Here is a 17,459-nt window from a genome sequence, read left to right on the forward strand (position 1 = left end):
TCCTCTCCTTTGAATCAAGTCAAAATGAAGTTGATGGTTTTAAAAGTGTTTTATAAAAAAGCCGTTTCGGCTTTTTGCCTTATTCGGCCACCACAACGGTGGCATGGCGGACGACCTTGTCGCCCAGCTTGTAGCCCTTCTGGAAGACCTGCACCACGGTGCCGCTCTCCTGGCCTTCGGCCGCGGGCTGCTGCATCACGGCGCTGTGCACCTCCGGGTCAAAAGGAAGACCCAGCGCGGGGATCTCCTCCACCTTGAGCACCTTGAAGGCGGCGGCCGCTTTGTCCAGCGTCATCAGCACGCCCTTTTTGTAGTTCTCGTCGCTGGTGGGGGCATTGGCCGCCATGTCCAGGGTGTCCAGAATCGCCAGGATCTGGCTCACCGCGAAGCCCACGCCGTTGTTGAAGGCGGCGTCCTGCTCGCGGGCGGACCGCTTGCGGAAGTTCTCATACTCGGCGGCGGTGCGCAGCAGCTGGTCCTTTGCGGCATTCAGTGCGGTCTCGGCGGCCTGCGCCTGGGCCTTTGCGGCCTCCAGCTCAGCGGCCAGGTCCTTTTTCTTTTCCTTGCCGTGCTTTTTGGGCTCCTGCTCGGCGTTCTCCTCCGGAGCGGCGCCGGTCTCGGCTTTGGTCTCCTCCGCGGGCTGCTCTTCGGGCTGCTGGGCGGGGTTCTTCATCTCTTCGCTCATATATTGTCCTCCTGCGCCTTGCCGGCCATGCATTCGCCGAGCTTCAAGGCATAATATTCCAAAATGGGGATCAGCTGTTCAAAGGGCATCCGTACCGGGCCCAGCAGCGCAATGGCTCCCGTGAGCCCGCCGCCTGCCAGATACCGCTTGCCCATCACGCAAAGGCCGGGCATGGGGTTTTCCATATCCTCCCCCAGCAGCACCGAGGTGCGGCCGGTGGGCGGAGTGATGAACCGGCCCGCCTTTTCCTGATCGGCGAACAGCTCCAGCACGCCGGGCAAACAGCCTTCCAGCTGGGGCCAGCGCAGCAGATACTGCTGGCCCTCCAGATAGGTGCGCGCCTTGGCGGCTTCGCTCAGCAGTGCCGCGGCGGCCTGCACCACCGGGTACAGCGCCGGGCCCCGCTCGCCCATGCTGGCGGTCACGGATGCCAGCCGCTGAGCGCTCAGGTCTGCCGGGGCGATAAATGCCAGGCCCCGGTTCAGAGCCATGGCAACCAGCTGGGCGTCCTGCCGGGAAAAGCAGGTCTCCAGCCGGGCCACCCGGGTGCGTACTCCGCCCGCGCTGGTCACGCCCAGCACCGCTGCGGAATACCGGCCCACCTGCACCACCTCGAAATGGGCGATGCGCAGATCGTCGGACCGGGGGGTGGTGGCGGCCACCGTGTAGCCGGTGTGCTCCGCCAGCGCCTTGGCCGCGCCCTCTGCCAGCTTATCCGGCTCGTAGTCCAGCCGGGCAAACACCTGGTCGATCTGGGCCTTCTGGCGGGGGGTAAGGCCCGCCTTGGGCTGCATCAGATGATCCAGATAATACCGGTAGCCCTTGGCGCTGGGCACCCGGCCCGCGCTGGTGTGGGGCTGCTCCAGCAGGCCCAGCTTGGTAAGGGCGGCCATCTCGTTGCGTAAGGTCGCGCTGGAGACCGCCATATCCAGATACTGGCTCAGAAGACCCGAGCCCACCGGTTCGCCGCCCTGGGTATACAGAGCAACGATCGCTTCCAGCACACGCTGCTTTCGATCATCCATCGGCACAGGTCCTCACCTCTTTCGCTTGTTGTTTTAGCACTCTATGTTCCCGAGTGCTAAGTCTATTTTACTCCATTTTATACAGCTGTCAAGGGGGTGCGCAAAAATTTTAAAAGTTTCATGCTTTGTTCACAATCTCCCGCCGGGGCGGGCAAAACAAAGGCTCCCGCGGCCGGTGCTGGCCGTGGGAGCCGGAAGGTTGGCGCTTCAGTCCTCCACCTGCTTTGCCAGGAAGGACGCTGCGATCTGCAAGGCGGCCTGCTCCGATTCATCGGGGCAGGCGCTCTTGTCGGCCGAGAGCAGCAGCACCGCCCCCGCCACATCGCCCCCGGCCAGCAGCGGACAGGCGCCCAGAATGTGCTTGTCCGCCCCCTCGCAGGGGAAGACGCACTCCTCGGCTTTGCCGCTGTGCCAGAAGGGCTTGCGCCGGTCCATGATGCGCTCCAGCGGGATGCTCACGCCCCGCTCCTGGTAGTCCCGTTTGGACCCGCCCGCGGCGGCGATGATGCTGTCCCGGTCGCAGACCAGGGCGGTCAGGTTCAGCGCCTTGTTGAGCACCTCGGCATACTGGGCGGCAAAGCCCGCCAGCTCGCCCATGGGGGAATATTTTTTGAAGATGACCTCCCCCGCGCCGGTGGTGAAGATCTCCAGCGGGTCCCCCTCCCGGATGCGCTGGGTGCGGCGGATCTCCTTGGGGATGACCACCCGGCCCAGATCGTCGATGCGTCTCACGATTCCTGTTGCTTTCATGGCAGACTCCTTCTTTTGGGATTGGTATTGTAATTCGTAGTATCTGCCAGAATTTCCAGTTTATGCACAGCAGCACGCAAAAAAGCCCGGCCTTCCGAAAAAGGCCGGGCCTGCGGCGGGGGCGGGGATGCCCCGCCGCACAGTGCAGCTCATTCCAGCGCTTCCAGAAGCTCATCCAGCTCCCGGAGCAGCGCCTCGTCCTCGTCGTCCTGATAGATAAAGCTGTGCCGCATTCCGCTTTCCCGCATTTTGTCGATCCAGTCCAGGCAGTGGTTCCGTCCTTTTCCCTGCTCGATCATCCCCATATAGGCGATGCCCAGCTCGTTGGAGGTGTTGGTCTGAAAGACGCCCGGGTCATCAGAATTGATGCAGAGCATGATGTCCTTATAATCGCACCCCTTTTCCGACATAGGATAAATGGGATGCTCCCGAATGGTGTCGATGCTGCTGATGACAAGATTGGAGGTAGGATTGGTTTCCACCACGATGCCGGCCCGGGAAATCAGCAGCTGCATGATCTCCTGCAGATCCTTCAGGATCGAGACCTCCTGCGGTTGGATCTGATAATGAATCGGCTCGTTCATGCGGACCGCATACCGGTGGCAGTGATAAGAGCGGACGATGAATTCCACCCCGATGCTCCGGTCCTTTTTTCTCAGGATGCAGTCCGGCTGGTCTTCGCACTGGCTGCGGCAGCACAGAACCTGATCGTACAGCTTTTTGGAAAAAAGCCTGCAATAGCTTTTCACCAGCGTATCGGTGGAAATATACAGTTCGGAGGACAGATCGTCGTCTCCGGGGCAATAGATTTCCGCGGCCAGCCGGCTGATGCGCTTTTCCAGGTACAGCAGATCGCTGCCCTTGGACCGGGAGGGATATTCACTGAGCATCCGGTACGCCCAGACATAGTTTTCCAGCGCCTCGATGCGCGGAAGAATCACATTGGGGTGCTGCCCGCACCAGCGCTCCACATCCAGCCCCAGCGCCAACCCGTGGCCGATCCGGTCGCCTGTGTGGAATTTCAGGTGATGGACCACCTCATGGATTCTGCGCAGGCCGGACATGAGATGGCGGAAATCCTCGCCCACATGGCAGGTAAACCGGAGGCTTTGGAACTGACGGTTCAGATTCCCGCGGAACACCTCGCTCTCACTGTCCCGGGCGCAGTCGTACAGATCGGAGAACACCCAGGTGGGCACCGCGTTCTCCAGGCTTGCCACGTCGATGCCCACCAGATAACGGTCAATGCCGGGGTAAAGGCGCACATCCCGGATCTTCCGGAAGACCGCCAGCTCCCCCTGATACCGGTCATGCAGCCGCTTGTAGGCCGCCAGCTCCTCGTCCAGGAATCCACACAGATCCGGCTGGGACTGCTCGCTCTTCAGGAAGCTGAAAACGATGCCCACCCGCGGCAGTTTTTTCACCGGGCGGTACCGCCGGCTCTGCGGGTCGTAGACACAGCAGCTTCTTTGCAAAATGGTCCGGTAGGCTCGCAGAAAGGCGCGAACATTGGCAATCGCCTCCGGCTCGCTCCGGAAAAAGGAGATGCGGAATTCCACGCAGCGGATGTGCGGGGTGCGCAGCTGGGTATCGATCAGCCGCTGATAATTCAGTTCCAGATTCCTGCGCTCGATCTGCCGGGCGGGACCGCTTTTGTTGGTGGACACCGCCCGGTAAAAGGTCTGGAAATAATCCAGTCCCGACACGGTTTTTTCCTGCACATTCCACTGGAAGATGGTGTGCTTGAGGCGCAGATAATTCAAAAAGCTCTGCTGGATCACAGCGGCTTCCATACTTTTCGGATGGCCTTGCGCCTGCTCCTGCTCCATCTGCCGGCAGCGGGTCAGCAGCCGGTGCAGAAAGAAGATTTCGGTGAAGGGGCGTTCCGAGGTGGGGGTCCACTCCTGCTTGAGCGTCTCGGAATGGCAGATCGCTTCCGCCAGACTGGTTTCCAGCGGATTGAAGTACGCCTTCACCTCAGCGAGCTTCACGGACTCGTTCTGCACCCGTTTGAACCAGTTCAGTAGGCATTTCTGCTGCAAAAGATGCAGTGGAATATCCTCCATTTTCTGTTCGGAATATTCCATTGCACAGATCAGATACATCCGCAGGCATCGGGCCAGCAGATATTCAAAGGCGACCAGCGTCTGCGAAGGGCCGTTGGGGCGGCTGACGCGGGGCAGCCAGGTGCAGAGAGGATCGCTCATCACCTGGTCCGTGCTCATCAGCTCCTCCCACATAATGGAGAAGTTGGTGCTCACCCCCGTGTGGATGTGGTTTTCCGAAACGCCCTTGGACAGGATTTTTTCCAGCGGCGCGTCGGTGATGGCCAGGGTTCCCCGATACGCGGCCAGAATCTCCTGCGCATACTCCTTGTCCACCGCGAAGCAGGCGACCAGAAGGTCCATGGGGATCTTCTGCATCACGCTGCGGAACAGATGAATCTTCTGCGCCCCCACAAAGCCGCCCAGAAGCTCCGCGTCGCCCTCGGTTTCCCAGTATTTATAGATGATCTGCCCGTCCAGCTTGGAGACCATGGATTTGGACAGCTGCCGCAGCCGACGGAAAACCACCGAAAACAGATCACCCCTGTTTTTCACTTCGTCGGCGCGCAGCTCCCGCCAGTTGACCCCGGACAGATACCACCGGTCCAGATACTGATAAATCTGGTCGTAGGAATCCACGGAATACTGCTGCATCAGGTACCGGAGCAGCGAAGCCCGGATCTTCTTTTTGATCTGGAACAGCTCGTCCCCGGTTTCCGTGTCCACAAAGGACTCGGGAATCCGGGCAAAAAAGGCCGCCATGTCATCCTGATACACCAGAGCGCTGTCGGTAACGGGGTAGAGCAGGGTGCTGACAAATCGGTTGATATCAGGTGTTATCATCACTCGGCTCCTTTTCAGTTTCCGGTCCGGAACAGTCGATAGAAGTCATTGACCTGGAGGGAATCCATGCCCAGCTGTTTTATGAACAGCTCGCCATAATCCGCCTCTTGTTGCTTGTCGCTCTCATCGATTCCGCCTTCCACAGAGGCCATAGCCAAAGCCGCACGCTCCAGCATCTGATAGGCGGAATCCGCGAGATACGGTTCCCGATACCGGCAATAGCAGTGAAGCCAGAAGAAATACTCTCTTAGTAAATCCATGTCACTCACACTATCAAACATGTCGCAGCTGCACTTCTCCAGAGCATCCCGAAGTTGTCTGGCCTCTTTTTTCCCATACCAGGCGGTGGAGTAAATCAAACGATTCAAAACAAGGATGCAGGCGATGTACTGGGTAGTCGTGATATAACCTTGCAGTTTCTCTTTCCGATTCTCACTATCTTGCTGCGCAACAATCCGCCTCAGATCTCTTTTGCATTTTGTCGCAACTGTATTGGACGTACCGTCATAGCTTTGCATAAACTTATCATACGCCGTTTGTGTTTCTGCTATCCCTATCTCCAAATTCACAAAGTCATCTTGAAAACATTTTTCACTTATTTTCAATTTAGCAACGATATATTTTCGAATCAACTCAATAAAGTTTTCTTCCCCAAAAAACTGCTTGTCTATATTCCACAAGCTCTTTTCATCCACTTTTAGAATTATTTTGATCTTTTCCAAAAATCCGTCTTCATAAGCATTATTCTCTATAATATTATCCAATTCCATTTTTGAATACTTGCTCAATTTTTGTATGAGTCCATTTTCTTCGAAAAAGCTCTGCGCAAATCTCATATAAGCATTGTAAAACGGTATCAATTTATTGGAACGGATATTCTCTCTTAGCATATTCATCCATTCTTTATAAATTTCTTCTTTTGCGCAAGTTATACTCTCTATAGGCATCTCTTTTTCTATTGGCAGTCCGCCTGCCTCTAAAACATTTTCAATGTATTTATTCATCGCCACAGGAAGCTTTTCGTCAACTTTTTCTTTAAAGCAATCTGCCATTCCAGCTCCAAACCGAAACCAAATAGTTCGATTCTCTTTGGTTCCATCTTTAACACATCCAGAAAAGATATAATCTTTATACAACTCGGAACTTTCACGGAAATATTCATCGCACAACATGGACAAAGCCATGTTCTGTTTGTTGAGGCGCAGAAAATTCTCGATCAGGGAAAGCATATCTTGGTGCTCTTTCATATACTTGCCCAAATCGCCGGTCCCGCTGCCATAGTAGGCATTCAGCGCATCCACATACCGGACGGCATATTCTGTATAGTCCAGAGCGGAGGGTTCACTCTTCCCATCCAGAAAAATCGCGCAGTCAAACGACTGGAAGTAGCGGACCGCCGCCGGGAAGGGCATCACACAATAGGCCTGAATAACGGTAGCCAAATCCGACTCCTTCCTGTTTCGCCATGCCTGAAAGCGCACCCTCTCCTGTGCACTCATGCAGCGGTTGCCCTCGTTGATGTACTCGTTCATGCACAGGAGCAGCAGCATCTTTTCCTTGATGGCTTGGTAGTCGACTTCTTCCAGCAGCTCATTCTTTCCCAGCAGCCTTGCGCTCCAATCCAGAAAGACAAACAGGCGGAACGCCCGGATCTCCGCCTCAATCCGGGAAACACTCGTGGTATCGCTCTCTTCTCCGGCAGATGCTTTTCTGTTTTTGATCTCCGGGAGCTCCTGCTCCAGCCACACGGCAAAGTTATCAAACCGGACCGTACTGTCCTCCCGCGTGGTGCCCAGATTCAGGAACTGCTCAAAAATCAGCTGCCGGCTGACGCTGAGCTCATAGCTGGAGGCCACGACCGCTTCGATCAGGAACTTGATCTCCGCATAGCAGTTGTCTGGATTCGCCCCGTCCGTTCCCAACCGCTCTGCCAGCGTCCGAACAGCCTGATAGCTGCTGACCAGGCCGCGGGCCGTGGTGTCGAACGGATAGTACAGCAGCGCGTCCTGCTGTTCTCCGTCGGCTTTTTCTCCTTCAAAATAATTGTGCAGCATAGGAATCCGATCATCCAGTTTGCTCAGCAACGCACCCAGCGTGCTCACTTCTTCGGATTCCTCCCCCTCCTGCGCAAACCGGAAATTTCGCTTGGAGCGCAGCGACCAGTTCACGATCGTATGCCGGTTGTTGGGGGGCATGACCTTTTTCAGATATTCATAGGCCAGCTGCTTTTTCCGTTCCAGCATATTTTCCCCGCCGGCCTCGCTGCCGTAGCGGGAATTCTCCACCAGATAGATCTTTTCCATGAAGGCGCTGTCGGGCAACTGCTCTCTGTGCAGGAAATCCACGGTCAGCGCCTCGCCGAAAATGGCGATGTCGCCCGCCAGAACGGTCACAATGGACGGGTGAGACAGATAGCTGAGCAGCGTCTTCACCAGATCGCCGCACCGGTTTGTGCTCAGGTCAATGTCATCGATAAAGATAAAGAGCAAAGACTCTTTTTCATACTCCCCCAGCAGGTTGTCGATGAAATTCCGGAACCGCACCGTGAACTGGTTGCCCGCCTCCAGCATGGAGGTCATGGTGCGCACATACTCCGAATCGCTGGAAAACTGCTGCACGGATATCTGCTCGTAGGGCTGCTGCAGCTGAACGAATTCCCGCATCAGCTCGTTGTAATTTTTGCGCAGCGGATAAACCTCAGGAAGGCAGAGGGTGTTTTTCTTCTCTTTGCTCTTGCAGAGCTGGTCCACGGTCTCCTTGAGCAGGCCCAGAACGCAGCCCATCAGGCTGACGTTATCCCCCAGATTTTCCGGGACGATTGTGGGCAGCAGAATATTGAGCGCCTTCGGTTTATTCTCATTCTGACTCTCCAGATCCTGGTACAGGGTCTTTAGGATAGAGCTTTTGCCGGTGCCCCGTTTGCCCAGAATGGCAAAGTTGTTGATTACCTGAGGCATCGTAAATTCCGTCTTGGTCTGGCTGCCGTGCTCACGCATTTCCTTCGCGGCCTGCCGCACCGCCTCGATCTGCTGCTGAAGCTTTTCGTAGGTGGGCAGCGACTGCTCGATCTCCTCTTTTCGCAGGACCTTTGCACCGATGGTACTTCCCTTGGTATTTGCCATTCCCTTCACCGTTCCTTTTCTGTTGATTGTATGGTTTCCCCTTTCGGGGCAATTTGCTCACGTTCTGTCTTGTCTTATCCCGCAAACCCGCCGGCCGCCGGAAGCATTTTCCGGGGCGGGCACGATGGGCAGACAGCAAACAGGCAGCAGCCGGATACCCCAACTGCTGCCTGCTTATTGATCCGATCATTGGGGGATGAATGCACCGCACTGCATTTGCCCGGTCTCATTCCTTTTTTTGTCTCAGAAAATCCCGATACATCCGCTCACAGCTCAACACCTTAAACCGCCGGCCGCGGCGCTCCAGCAGCACTGCAATGATGAGGGCAGCCGCTTGCACCAGAACCTTTTCCTCTGGTGCATTGAACTGCCCGAACAGAATGACCAGCAGATACACGATGAACACCGTGATCACTCCGTTTCGCCCCATAAGCGAAAAGGCGCTGAAAAGGCTCAGCTTGCTGTCGTTCTCCGAACAATCCGCAATGTGCAGATAGATTTTTTTGCCAATCGCGTCTTTTTCTTTTTCATTCATGTCTGTATCCAGACTTTCCCCAAAACACTCCTGATATTTTTTTTTGACATCTTCTCTTTTCTGCCATTTCCTATGCACTCTGATCAGGTCTGCTTTCCAGAATCTTTCCAGAAACTTGCTCACTTCCTGAATCAGCATTCCCGTCACATAGCTGATCAGGATAAAATACGCCACCAGCACCACATCCTGGTGCCCAAAAAACTTCAGAAAGGGCTCCGTGACCCCTCCCACATAATAATTCAGCGCCAGAATCACAACGGCACCGGGAACGAACATGCTCAAAAAGTCGATGACGGTAAACTTTTTGACAAAATGCTCCACTCCGCTTTGAATTTCCTGTTCCGGCTGTATGTCTGCCATTGCTCAATCCTCCCCTGTGATTCCGGACATTCCGGCCCCCTAAACCCTTCTATGCCCAGTATAATTTGCACATTTTCGAGTGTCAAGGAAAGGAACAAAAAATGTCTGATTTTGCCGAAGAATAACCCTTTTCCCCGAGACTGACGCCTGTTACGTGCGGAACGAAAAAAGGCCCCGGGCGGCGTGCTGCCGCCCGAGGCCTTCTCATAAAATCCGGTTTATTCCGCGCCCACCAGGCCGTTCCACAGCCGGTAGTACACGCCCTGCTTTGCCAGCAGGGTCTCGTGGGTGCCCTCTTCCTCGATGCCCTCGGCGCCCAGCACCAGAATGCGGTCCGCATGCTGGATGGTGGTGAGCCGGTGGGCGATGGTCAGGGTGGTGCGGCCCTTGGCCAGCTGCTCCAGGCTCTTGCCCACCAGCACCTCGCTCTCGTTGTCCAGCGCGCTGGTGGCCTCGTCCAGGATCAGGATGGGCGGGTTCTTCAGGAACACCCGGGCGATGGAGATGCGCTGCTTCTGCCCGCCGGACAGCTTCACGCCCCGCTCGCCCACGTAGGTGTCGTAGCCGTTTTTCAGCTGGGTGATGAACTCGTGCGCCCCGGCCAGCTTGGCGGCGGCGATCACCTCTTCCCGGCTGGCGCCCACCTTGCCGTAGGCGATGTTCTCATACACGCTGCCGCTGAACAGGTACACATCCTGCTGCACCACGCCGATGGCGCTGCGCAGGCTTTTCAGGGTCACGCTGCGCACATCCTGATCGTCGATCAGAATGCGGCCGCCAGTCACGTCGTAGAAGCGGGGGATCAGGTTGCACAGGGTCGTCTTGCCGCCGCCGGAGGGGCCCACCAGGGCCACCTTCTCGCCGGGCCGGATGGACAGGTTCACATCCCGCAGCACCTGGTTGTGGTCATCCGGATATTCAAAGCTCACGTTCTCCAGCCGGATGGCGCCCGCCTTCACATCCAGCGGCTTTGCGTCCGGCTCGTCGAAGATCTCCACATCCGCGTCCATGATCTCGCAGAAGCGTTCGATGCCGGTCATGCCCCGCTGGAACTGCTCGGCGAACTCCACGATGCGGCGGATGGTGGCGATGAGGGTGGTCACATACAGCATGTAGGCCACCATGTCGCCCGGGTCGATCCTGCCGTATACCAGGAACAGACCGCCGGCCACGATCACCACCAGATACATCAGGCCGTCGAACAGGCGGGTGCTGGTCTGGAAGGCGGCCATGTAGCGGTAGCTCTGCTTCTTGATGGCCTGGAAGGCGGCGTTGTCCTTTTCGAACTTTTCCTTCTCCACTTCCTCGTTGGCGAAGGCCTTCACCACCCGCTCGCCCAGCAGGCTGTCCTCAATGCGGGCGTTCAGCTCGCCGATCTGCACCCGCTGGCGGCGGAAGGCCGCCCGCATCTTCTGATTGATGATGGTGGAGACCACCGCCATCAGGGGCACGCAGGCGAAGAGGATGAGGGTCAGCGCCACGCTGGACTGACACAGAATCACGAAGGAGGCGGCGATCTTGATGGCCGCGATGAAGAACTCCTCCGGGCAGTGGTGGGCAAACTCGGTCACATCGAACAGGTCGTTGGTGATGCGGCCCATGATCTGGCCCACCTTGGTGTTGGAATAATAGGTGTGGCCCAGCTTCTGCAGATGAGCAAAGGCGTCCCGGCGCATGTCGGTCTCCACATACACGCCCATCACATGGCCCATGTCCGCCATGTAGTAGTTGGCCGCGCCGTCGATGAGCCGCAGCACCAGGTACAGAGCACCCAGCTGCAGCACCACCTGAGCGGTGAGGGCCGCCAGATCGGTGGTGGCGGTGTTGGTCAGGTAGCGCATGATAAGCGGCAGCACCATATCACACAGGGTGGTGAGGGCCGCGCAGAACAGGTCCAGCGCAAGGATATGCCGGTATTTGCGCAGGTAGGGCCAGAAGCGCCGCATCAGGCCCTGCTTGTTGGCTTTGGTTTTCATATCGTTTTCCATCCTCAATTTTCTGTTTGGGTCGGGTACACACAAAAGCGAAGAGACCTTTTTGGTGATCTCTTCGCTCGTTGATTATGTAGGGGGATCAGCCCGCCGCGCCAGCCGGAACGGACTCGGTGCCTTCCGGCGCGGGGGCCGGATTCGCGGGGGTGGAGTTGTCCGGCACGGTCACCGTGGGCTCACTGGGCGCAGGAGCCTGGGTGGGCTGCGGTACCTCAGTGGCCGGAGCCTGGGTGGGCTGCGGTACCGGGGTTGCCGGGGCCTGCGTGGGCTGCGGCACCTCAGTGGCAGGAGCCTGGGTCGGCTGCGGCACCGGGGTGGCCGGGGCCTGCGTGGGTACTACGGGAGCGGGGCTCGCGCTGGGGGTGGGACTGGGCGAAGCCGTGGGCTCCGGCGTCTGGGTGGGCTCGGCCTCCTTCTGCTCGAAGTAGGCGGTGAGGATCACACCGTTGGCGTCCGCGTTGCCGGGCACCGTGAAGGTCAGGCTCTCGCCGCTGCCGCCGGTGCTGCCGATGGTGGCAGCCCAGCCCACAAATTCCCAGCCCTCATTGGGCACAGCGGTCACGGTGGAGCAGGTGCCGCCCTTGGCCACCATCTGGCTGGTGGCGCCGCTCAGGGTGCCGCCCTCGCTGCACACAAATTCCACCGGCACCTTGGTGCTGGTCTGGCCGTTCTCGCCCCGCACCGCGATGGGATCGCTGGTGATCAGGTTCGGGGTAACGCCCTGCACCTCAGGCACCTTGTTCAGGGGCTTGGGACGGGTGTCCTCGGTGATGTAGGCGTGGGTCTTGATATACTCGAACAGAGCCCGCACGCCGTTCTGGCTCAGATGTACACCGTCGCTCAGGGTGTAGTCGGTCTTGGCCCAGCCGGTTTCCGGGTCCTCCAGAGCCTGGCTGCTGTCCAGATACTTATAGCCCTCCTCCTCGCACATCTGCACGATGGCGCTGTTCAAGGCATCCACCTGGGTCATGCTCAGGGCAGTGTTGCTGCGCTGCTTGTCCAGCGGGGGGATGGCGTTCACGATGATATCTGCATAGGGGTACGCCTCGTGGATGGCGGCAAGGCCCTCCTTGTACTCCTCAATGAAGGTATCCACGTTCATGGTCAGGTTGTTGGTGCCGAAGCCGATGATGACCCGGCGGGGCTGCATGATCTTGACCGCCTCGGGCATGGTCACCGCGGAGGACCGGCCCACGAAGTTCTCGCACTTCAGGGTAGCGATCTGCTGCACGCCCATGCTCACCACGCCGATGTTGTTGTCGATGGTGGTAAAGGGCTCTTCGTTGCCCTCCGGGCCGTAGACCATGTAGCGCACGGTGTTGGAGTCGCCCAGGAACAGGGTCTCGTCCAGGTATTCCTGACCGGCGTCCTCGGTCACGGCCAGCACGGTGCCTTCGTAGGCTTCCACATCCACCTTGCCGGCGGTGGCGTCGTAGGAAGCGTCGCTGGCGGGCTCGGACCAGCTGGTGCTGCCGGAATCATCGGCGGGCTTTCCGCCCAGCACAGTGAACCACACCACAATGGCCGCGATGGCCACGATAATCAAGCCGCAGATGGCTGCCAGGATGGGCAGGGCCGCCGGCTTTTGAAGCAGCGCCCGCAGTTTTCTCTGCCAGGGCGCGATTTTACGATTGGATGCCACGATTCGTTCACCTTTCTTTTTCAGTCGGGAAAATTACTCGTACCCATCTATTTTACACTATTTTACCCTGAGGCGCAAACCATACGGCAAAAAAACGCCCGTCAGCGCAAATTTTTCACCTTTTTTGCCCGAATTTCGGATTCTTCCCCCCACGCAGATGCAAAAAAGGCGGAGAATTGCCCTTCTCCGCCTTTTTCCTTTGAATTCAGCTCAGCAGCTGCAGCCGCCCCGGCTCCACCCGGATGTCCGCCTCCGTCACCTGGGGGCTGGCCTCACCGTCCAGCGTCCAGCCGGTGGGCTCGTCAAACACCGCCCGCACCCGCTTCGCCTGCAGCAGATACAACAGCTCGCCGTCCGGCTTCTGGCTCATCAGGCATGTTACCAGCCGCCGGGCCTGGGGCAGGGTCTGGGGCTTGCGCAGGATCATCACCTCAAACAGGCCGTCGTCCAGCTTCACCGCGCTCTGCTCCGGCATCGCCATGCCGCCGATGTAGTGGGAATTGCTCACCGAGCAGTACCAGAATTCCCCCTCCAGCTCCAGATCGTCCACCTGGATGGACGCTCTCCAGCCCTGGGAGAGATCCATCCGCAGCACGCCCTCCAGCACGTAGGCAAAGTGGCCCAGCAGATTTTTGGTGGCCTGGGGCGTCTGGTAGGACACCGCCGTGAACATGCCGAAGGCCGCCACATAACAGAAATGCCGCTCGTTGAACCGGCCCAGGTCCAGCGCCCGGGGCTCGAAGCGGCCGATGGCGGCGCAGTTTTCCTCCAGCGGACGGCGCAGCCCCGCCGAGGCGGCAAAGTCGTTGGTGGAGCCGAAGGGCAGGTAGCCCACCGGCAGTGACCGGGGCAGGGCCATCACATCGTTCACCGTGTAATGCAGGGTGCCGTCACCCCCGCAGCAGACCACCGCGTCAAATCGGTCGGGGTACTCCGCCAGCAGAGCGGCGGCGGTTGCGCCTTCGCCCACCGGGCAGGCGGTAACCAGGCAGCCCGCCCGGGTCAGCCCGGTGATGATGGCCTCCAGCTCCTGGGCCACCCGCCGCTTACCTGCGGCTCCGTTGTAGATCAAAAGCACCTGACGCGCTGTGTTCATGTTTTGCCCTCCGTTTCGCGGCAGTGCCGCCCGCGCCCCGCGCGGCTGTAAATGTTCTGTTTATTGTATCGCGGCAGGCGGGCAAAAGTCAAACGAGAGCCGTCGAACAAAACAGAAAGGGGCCGGGGAGATGTTTCCCCAGCCCCTTGGTGTTGCATAAAATTCAGCACAGAAGCTGCTTGCGGAACAGTCCCGCCCGCTTGAGCGCCGGACGCAGCGCCCCGGCCAGGATCACGGCCACCAGCACGCCCGCGCCCGCGTTGATCAGGCTGCTCATCAGCTTGGTGACCAGCTGCACCTGCACCGCACCCAGGGTCTGCCGCTCGATGAAATACATCATGATGAAGCTCTTGCCCAGATACAGCACCACATAGGTGAGGGTGCCGGCCACCGCGGCCGCGATATCCCAGGCGCGCTGAGCCGCCGGGCTTTTGCCCATACCCTTGCGGGCGATGAGACCGGCCACGAAGCCGATGAAGAACTTGGTCAGAAAGGTGATCCAGCTCTCGGCAATGTACAGAGGGTTGGTGAAATCAAACAGCATGCTGCCCATGCCGCTGGCAAGGCCGCCCACCCAGGGCCCGAACAGCAGACCGGTCAACGCGCAGAAGCCGTTGCCCAGATGTACCCGGCTCACATCACCGATGGGGATCTGCATCCAGCTGGACGCGAATACCAGCGCGCTCATCAGGCCGAACACGGCCAGCCGCTGCACGCTCCAAAACTTCTTTTCCATAGATATGCCTCCCGGCGGGGCGGGCTGTTTTTGTCCTTGACTTTTTTCGCCCCGTTCTCTATGCTCATATTATACCGAATTCTGACCCCATGATAATATCCAGAAGACAACTTTTTTATGGGGTCAGTTTTACCGCTTCACTGAGCAAAAGAGAGGAGTTTGTTCGCATGTTCCAGCTTTCTTTCGCCGCCCGGGACGGGGACGGGCCGCTGTATGACCAGCTGTACCGGGCCATTGTGGCCCAGATCCGTCAGGGGAAGCTGGCCCCCGGCGAGCGGCTGCCCGGCAAGCGCAGCCTGGCCGAGGAACTTTCGGTGAGTGTGAACACGGTGGACACCGCCTACCAGCTGCTGGTGGCGGAGGGCTACCTGGAAGCCCGGCCCCGGTCCGGCTTTTTTGTGCAGCGCTATACCGGCCCCAAGACCGCCCTGCCCGGCCCCGCGCCCGCGCCCCGGCCCGCGGATGTGCCGGTGTGGCGGTATGACCTTTCCACCGGCGGCATCGACACCGCCCTCTTCCCCTTCCGCACCTGGGGCCGCATCCAGAAGGAGCTGCTCTATTCCCAGCCCCAGCTGCTCACCCGCGGCCATCCCCAGGGGGACGAGGACCTGCGCGGAGCCATTGCGGACTACCTGCGGGCCTACCGGGCGGTGGACTGCGCCCCGGACCAGATCGTGGTGGGCGCGGGGGTGGAGTACCTGCTGGGCCTGCTGGCCCGGCTGGTGGAGGGGCCTGCCGCGGTGGAGGACCCGGGCTACGGCCGCACCCGGCGCATTCTGCACAGCAGCGGCATGGACTGTGTGCCGGTGCCGGTGGACAAGCAGGGCCTTCAGGTGGACAAGCTGGCCGAAACCGGCGCCCGGCTTGCCTATGTGACCCCCAGCCATCAGTTCCCCACCGGCGCGGTGATGCCCGCCGGGCGGCGGGCGGCGCTGCTGGAGTGGGCGCTGGCCGAGCCGGGGCGGTACATCATCGAGGACGACTACGACTCGGAGTTCCGGTTCGAGCTGCGCCCCCTGCCCAGTTTGCAGGGCATGGCGGGCAGCGGCGGACCGGTGGTGTATCTGTCCACCTTCTCCCGCAGCCTTGCCCCCAGCATCCGCATTGCCTACATGGTGCTGCCCCGGGGCCTGCTGGCCCGCTTTGAGGATGAGTTCGGTTTTTACTCCTCCACCGTGAGCCGGTTCGAGCAGCAGACCCTTCGGGTATTTTTGCAGGAGGGCCACTTCACCCGTCATCTGGCCCGCTGCCGGGGCAAATACCGCACCCGGATGCAGGCTCTCACCGGTGCGCTGGATTCCGCCTTCGGGCCGGGGCGGCTGCATTTTTCCGGCCAGCACACCGGCCTGCACCTGCTCATTCAGGTAAAAAACGGCCCGGGCGAAGCGGAGCTGGTCCGTCTGGCCCGGGCCGAGGGGATACGAATCACCGGTCTTTCGGAATACTGCACCGCCGCCTCCTGCCCGCCGGGCACGCTGGTGGCGGGCTACGGCGCGCTGGCGGAAGAGCAGATCGAACCGCTGGCACAGCTGCTGGCCCGCATCTGGGGCTGAGCCGTTTTTCCGGTTACCCCAGCGCCCCCGCCGGGGCTCCGCTCACCGGTGGCAGCGTGGGACTGGGCACCGGGGTGGGGCTGGCGGTGGGCTGCGGGGCGGCGCTTGCCGGTGAGGCCGTCTGCTCCGAAGGACCGGGTGCCGGGCTGGCCGAAACGGCCGCCGAGGGGGCGGGCGTGGCCAGAGCCGGGCTTTCGCTGGGCTGCTGGCGCTGCTCAAACCAGCTGCTGGCGCTGGCCATGCTGTCCTCGGTGAATTCGTAGCGCGTCCCGTTTTCGCCCCAGCGGCCGGGGATCACCTCCATCTCCACCTGAGCCTGCCGGCGGGCCAGCCAGTCGAGGGTGTCCTGCAGGTCGTACAGGTCGGTGAGGGTCAGGTCGGAGAGCAGAGTGCTGCTGGCCTTGCGCAGCCCCTCGATCAGGGTGGTGGCAAGGCTGGGCAGCTGCTGGCGCAGGGCCGCGTCCCACACCGCGCCCCGGATGCGCTCCAGCCGGGCGGGCGGCACCCCCTCATCCGCCAGCTTTGCCAGAAATTCCGGGGCATCCTCCGGCGCAAGGCTCACCACCGGGTCCTCGCTCAGGCCCAGAGCTACCAGCTCCTGGGGCTCCAGCAGGCCGGTCAGGTTCACCCGGGGCGGCTCCATGCCGTTCCAGGCGGTGGCAAGGCTGGCCGGGGCGATGGCCAGATACCGGTCGATCTGGATGTTCAGGGTCTGGCTCAGCAGCTCCGCCGCCCGGCCGGGCCCGGCGCTCTGGTAGCTGTCCCGCAGGAGGGTGGGCCCGCCGGGGGCGGACACCACACTGGCCGCGGGCACCGGGCAGACTCTTATGATATTGTTCACGCCGTCCAGCCGCAGCAGCACAAAGCCCGGCTCCTCGGCGGCCACCGCCACAAACAGGGTGTGGTCGTTTTCCTGGGTGGGGCTGCCCACCGGCACCCCGCTCTGGGCGATCTGAGCCGGGGCGGTGTCCTGCTGCCACAGGCCGTACAGCACAAAGCCTCCCAGCAGCGGAATCAGAATGGCCAGGGTGAGAAAAAACGAAAGCCAATAGGCCTTGGGGCCGTTTTGCATGCAC

The 17,459-nt window shown here is 59.9% G+C and carries 12 protein-coding genes; 1 reads left to right on the forward strand and 11 read right to left on the reverse strand.

Annotation, left to right across the window (positions count from 1 at the left end):
- Window positions 1-79: 79 nt before the first annotated feature.
- The 10 genes from B5F28_RS02640 to B5F28_RS02685 all read right to left on the reverse strand — a co-directional run bounded on the left by B5F28_RS02640 (window position 80) and on the right by B5F28_RS02685 (window position 14,830).
- The gene (locus B5F28_RS02640; protein WP_087293099.1) at window positions 80-685 is read right to left on the reverse strand and encodes a nucleotide exchange factor GrpE; all 606 of its coding nucleotides are present in this window, start codon (window positions 683-685) and stop codon (window positions 80-82) included.
- Entirely contained in the window at window positions 682-1,710 is a 1,029-nt protein-coding gene (gene hrcA, locus B5F28_RS02645) for a heat-inducible transcriptional repressor HrcA (protein ID WP_087293101.1), read from the reverse strand. Before hrcA ends, B5F28_RS02640 begins: the two co-directional genes overlap by 4 nt.
- 207 nt (window positions 1,711-1,917) lie before the next feature.
- Window positions 1,918-2,460 (reverse strand): stage V sporulation T C-terminal domain-containing protein, encoded by a 543-nt coding sequence (locus B5F28_RS02650; protein ID WP_087293103.1) that lies wholly within the window; start codon window positions 2,458-2,460, stop codon window positions 1,918-1,920.
- Window positions 2,461-2,609: 149 nt separating this feature from the next.
- Entirely contained in the window at window positions 2,610-5,348 is a 2,739-nt protein-coding gene (locus tag B5F28_RS02655; protein ID WP_087293105.1) for an amidohydrolase family protein, read from the reverse strand.
- Between the two features lie 14 nt (window positions 5,349-5,362).
- The gene (locus tag B5F28_RS02660) at window positions 5,363-8,470 is read right to left on the reverse strand and encodes a hypothetical protein (RefSeq protein ID WP_087293107.1); all 3,108 of its coding nucleotides are present in this window, start codon (window positions 8,468-8,470) and stop codon (window positions 5,363-5,365) included.
- Between the two features lie 226 nt (window positions 8,471-8,696).
- On the reverse strand, window positions 8,697-9,365 hold the full coding sequence (locus B5F28_RS02665) for a hypothetical protein (protein WP_087293109.1): 669 nt from the start codon (window positions 9,363-9,365) through the stop codon (window positions 8,697-8,699).
- A 218-nt stretch (window positions 9,366-9,583) separates the two neighbouring features.
- Window positions 9,584-11,341, reverse strand: coding sequence for an ABC transporter ATP-binding protein (locus B5F28_RS02670; RefSeq protein WP_087293335.1), 1,758 nt, complete (start codon window positions 11,339-11,341; stop codon window positions 9,584-9,586).
- A gap of 97 nt (window positions 11,342-11,438) precedes the next feature.
- The gene (locus tag B5F28_RS15250; RefSeq protein WP_087293111.1) at window positions 11,439-12,998 is read right to left on the reverse strand and encodes an SGNH/GDSL hydrolase family protein; all 1,560 of its coding nucleotides are present in this window, start codon (window positions 12,996-12,998) and stop codon (window positions 11,439-11,441) included.
- A 205-nt stretch (window positions 12,999-13,203) separates the two neighbouring features.
- Entirely contained in the window at window positions 13,204-14,094 is an 891-nt protein-coding gene (locus B5F28_RS02680) for a diacylglycerol/lipid kinase family protein (protein WP_087293113.1), read from the reverse strand.
- A gap of 163 nt (window positions 14,095-14,257) precedes the next feature.
- Window positions 14,258-14,830 carry an ECF transporter S component gene (locus B5F28_RS02685; protein ID WP_087293115.1) on the reverse strand — a complete coding sequence of 191 codons (573 nt, stop codon included), beginning with the start codon at window positions 14,828-14,830 and terminating at the stop codon, window positions 14,258-14,260.
- Window positions 14,831-14,997: 167 nt separating this feature from the next.
- Between B5F28_RS02685 and pdxR the strand changes: the two genes are divergently transcribed.
- Window positions 14,998-16,383 carry a MocR-like pyridoxine biosynthesis transcription factor PdxR gene (gene pdxR / locus B5F28_RS02690; RefSeq protein ID WP_087293117.1) on the forward strand — a complete coding sequence of 462 codons (1,386 nt, stop codon included), beginning with the start codon at window positions 14,998-15,000 and terminating at the stop codon, window positions 16,381-16,383.
- Between the two features lie 13 nt (window positions 16,384-16,396).
- Here pdxR and B5F28_RS02695 read toward each other — a convergent pair whose 3' ends face one another.
- Complete coding sequence (locus B5F28_RS02695; RefSeq protein ID WP_087293119.1) at window positions 16,397-17,455, reverse strand: hypothetical protein; 1,059 nt, start codon at window positions 17,453-17,455, stop codon at window positions 16,397-16,399.
- Window positions 17,456-17,459: the final 4 nt, after the last annotated feature.

The organism is Gemmiger sp. An194, from assembly GCF_002160145.1.
In the GTDB taxonomy this organism is placed as follows: Bacteria; Bacillota; Clostridia; order Oscillospirales; family Ruminococcaceae; genus Allofournierella.

Bases quoted from the DNA above. Each gene is read 5' to 3' on its own strand.
- B5F28_RS02640 (WP_087293099.1), bottom strand. From the start codon at position 685: ATGAGCGAAGAGATGAAGAACCCCGCCCAGCAGCCCGAAGAGCAGCCC.
- hrcA (WP_087293101.1), bottom strand. From the start codon at position 1,710: ATGGATGATCGAAAGCAGCGTGTGCTGGAAGCGATCGTTGCTCTGTAT.
- B5F28_RS02650 (WP_087293103.1), bottom strand. From the start codon at position 2,460: ATGAAAGCAACAGGAATCGTGAGACGCATCGACGATCTGGGCCGGGTG.
- B5F28_RS02655 (WP_087293105.1), bottom strand. From the start codon at position 5,348: ATGATAACACCTGATATCAACCGATTTGTCAGCACCCTGCTCTACCCC.
- B5F28_RS02660 (WP_087293107.1), bottom strand. From the start codon at position 8,470: ATGGCAAATACCAAGGGAAGTACCATCGGTGCAAAGGTCCTGCGAAAA.
- B5F28_RS02665 (WP_087293109.1), bottom strand. From the start codon at position 9,365: ATGGCAGACATACAGCCGGAACAGGAAATTCAAAGCGGAGTGGAGCAT.
- B5F28_RS02670 (WP_087293335.1), bottom strand. From the start codon at position 11,341: ATGAAAACCAAAGCCAACAAGCAGGGCCTGATGCGGCGCTTCTGGCCC.
- B5F28_RS02680 (WP_087293113.1), bottom strand. From the start codon at position 14,094: ATGAACACAGCGCGTCAGGTGCTTTTGATCTACAACGGAGCCGCAGGT.
- B5F28_RS02685 (WP_087293115.1), bottom strand. From the start codon at position 14,830: ATGGAAAAGAAGTTTTGGAGCGTGCAGCGGCTGGCCGTGTTCGGCCTG.
- pdxR (WP_087293117.1), top strand. From the start codon at position 14,998: ATGTTCCAGCTTTCTTTCGCCGCCCGGGACGGGGACGGGCCGCTGTAT.
- B5F28_RS02695 (WP_087293119.1), bottom strand. From the start codon at position 17,455: ATGCAAAACGGCCCCAAGGCCTATTGGCTTTCGTTTTTTCTCACCCTG.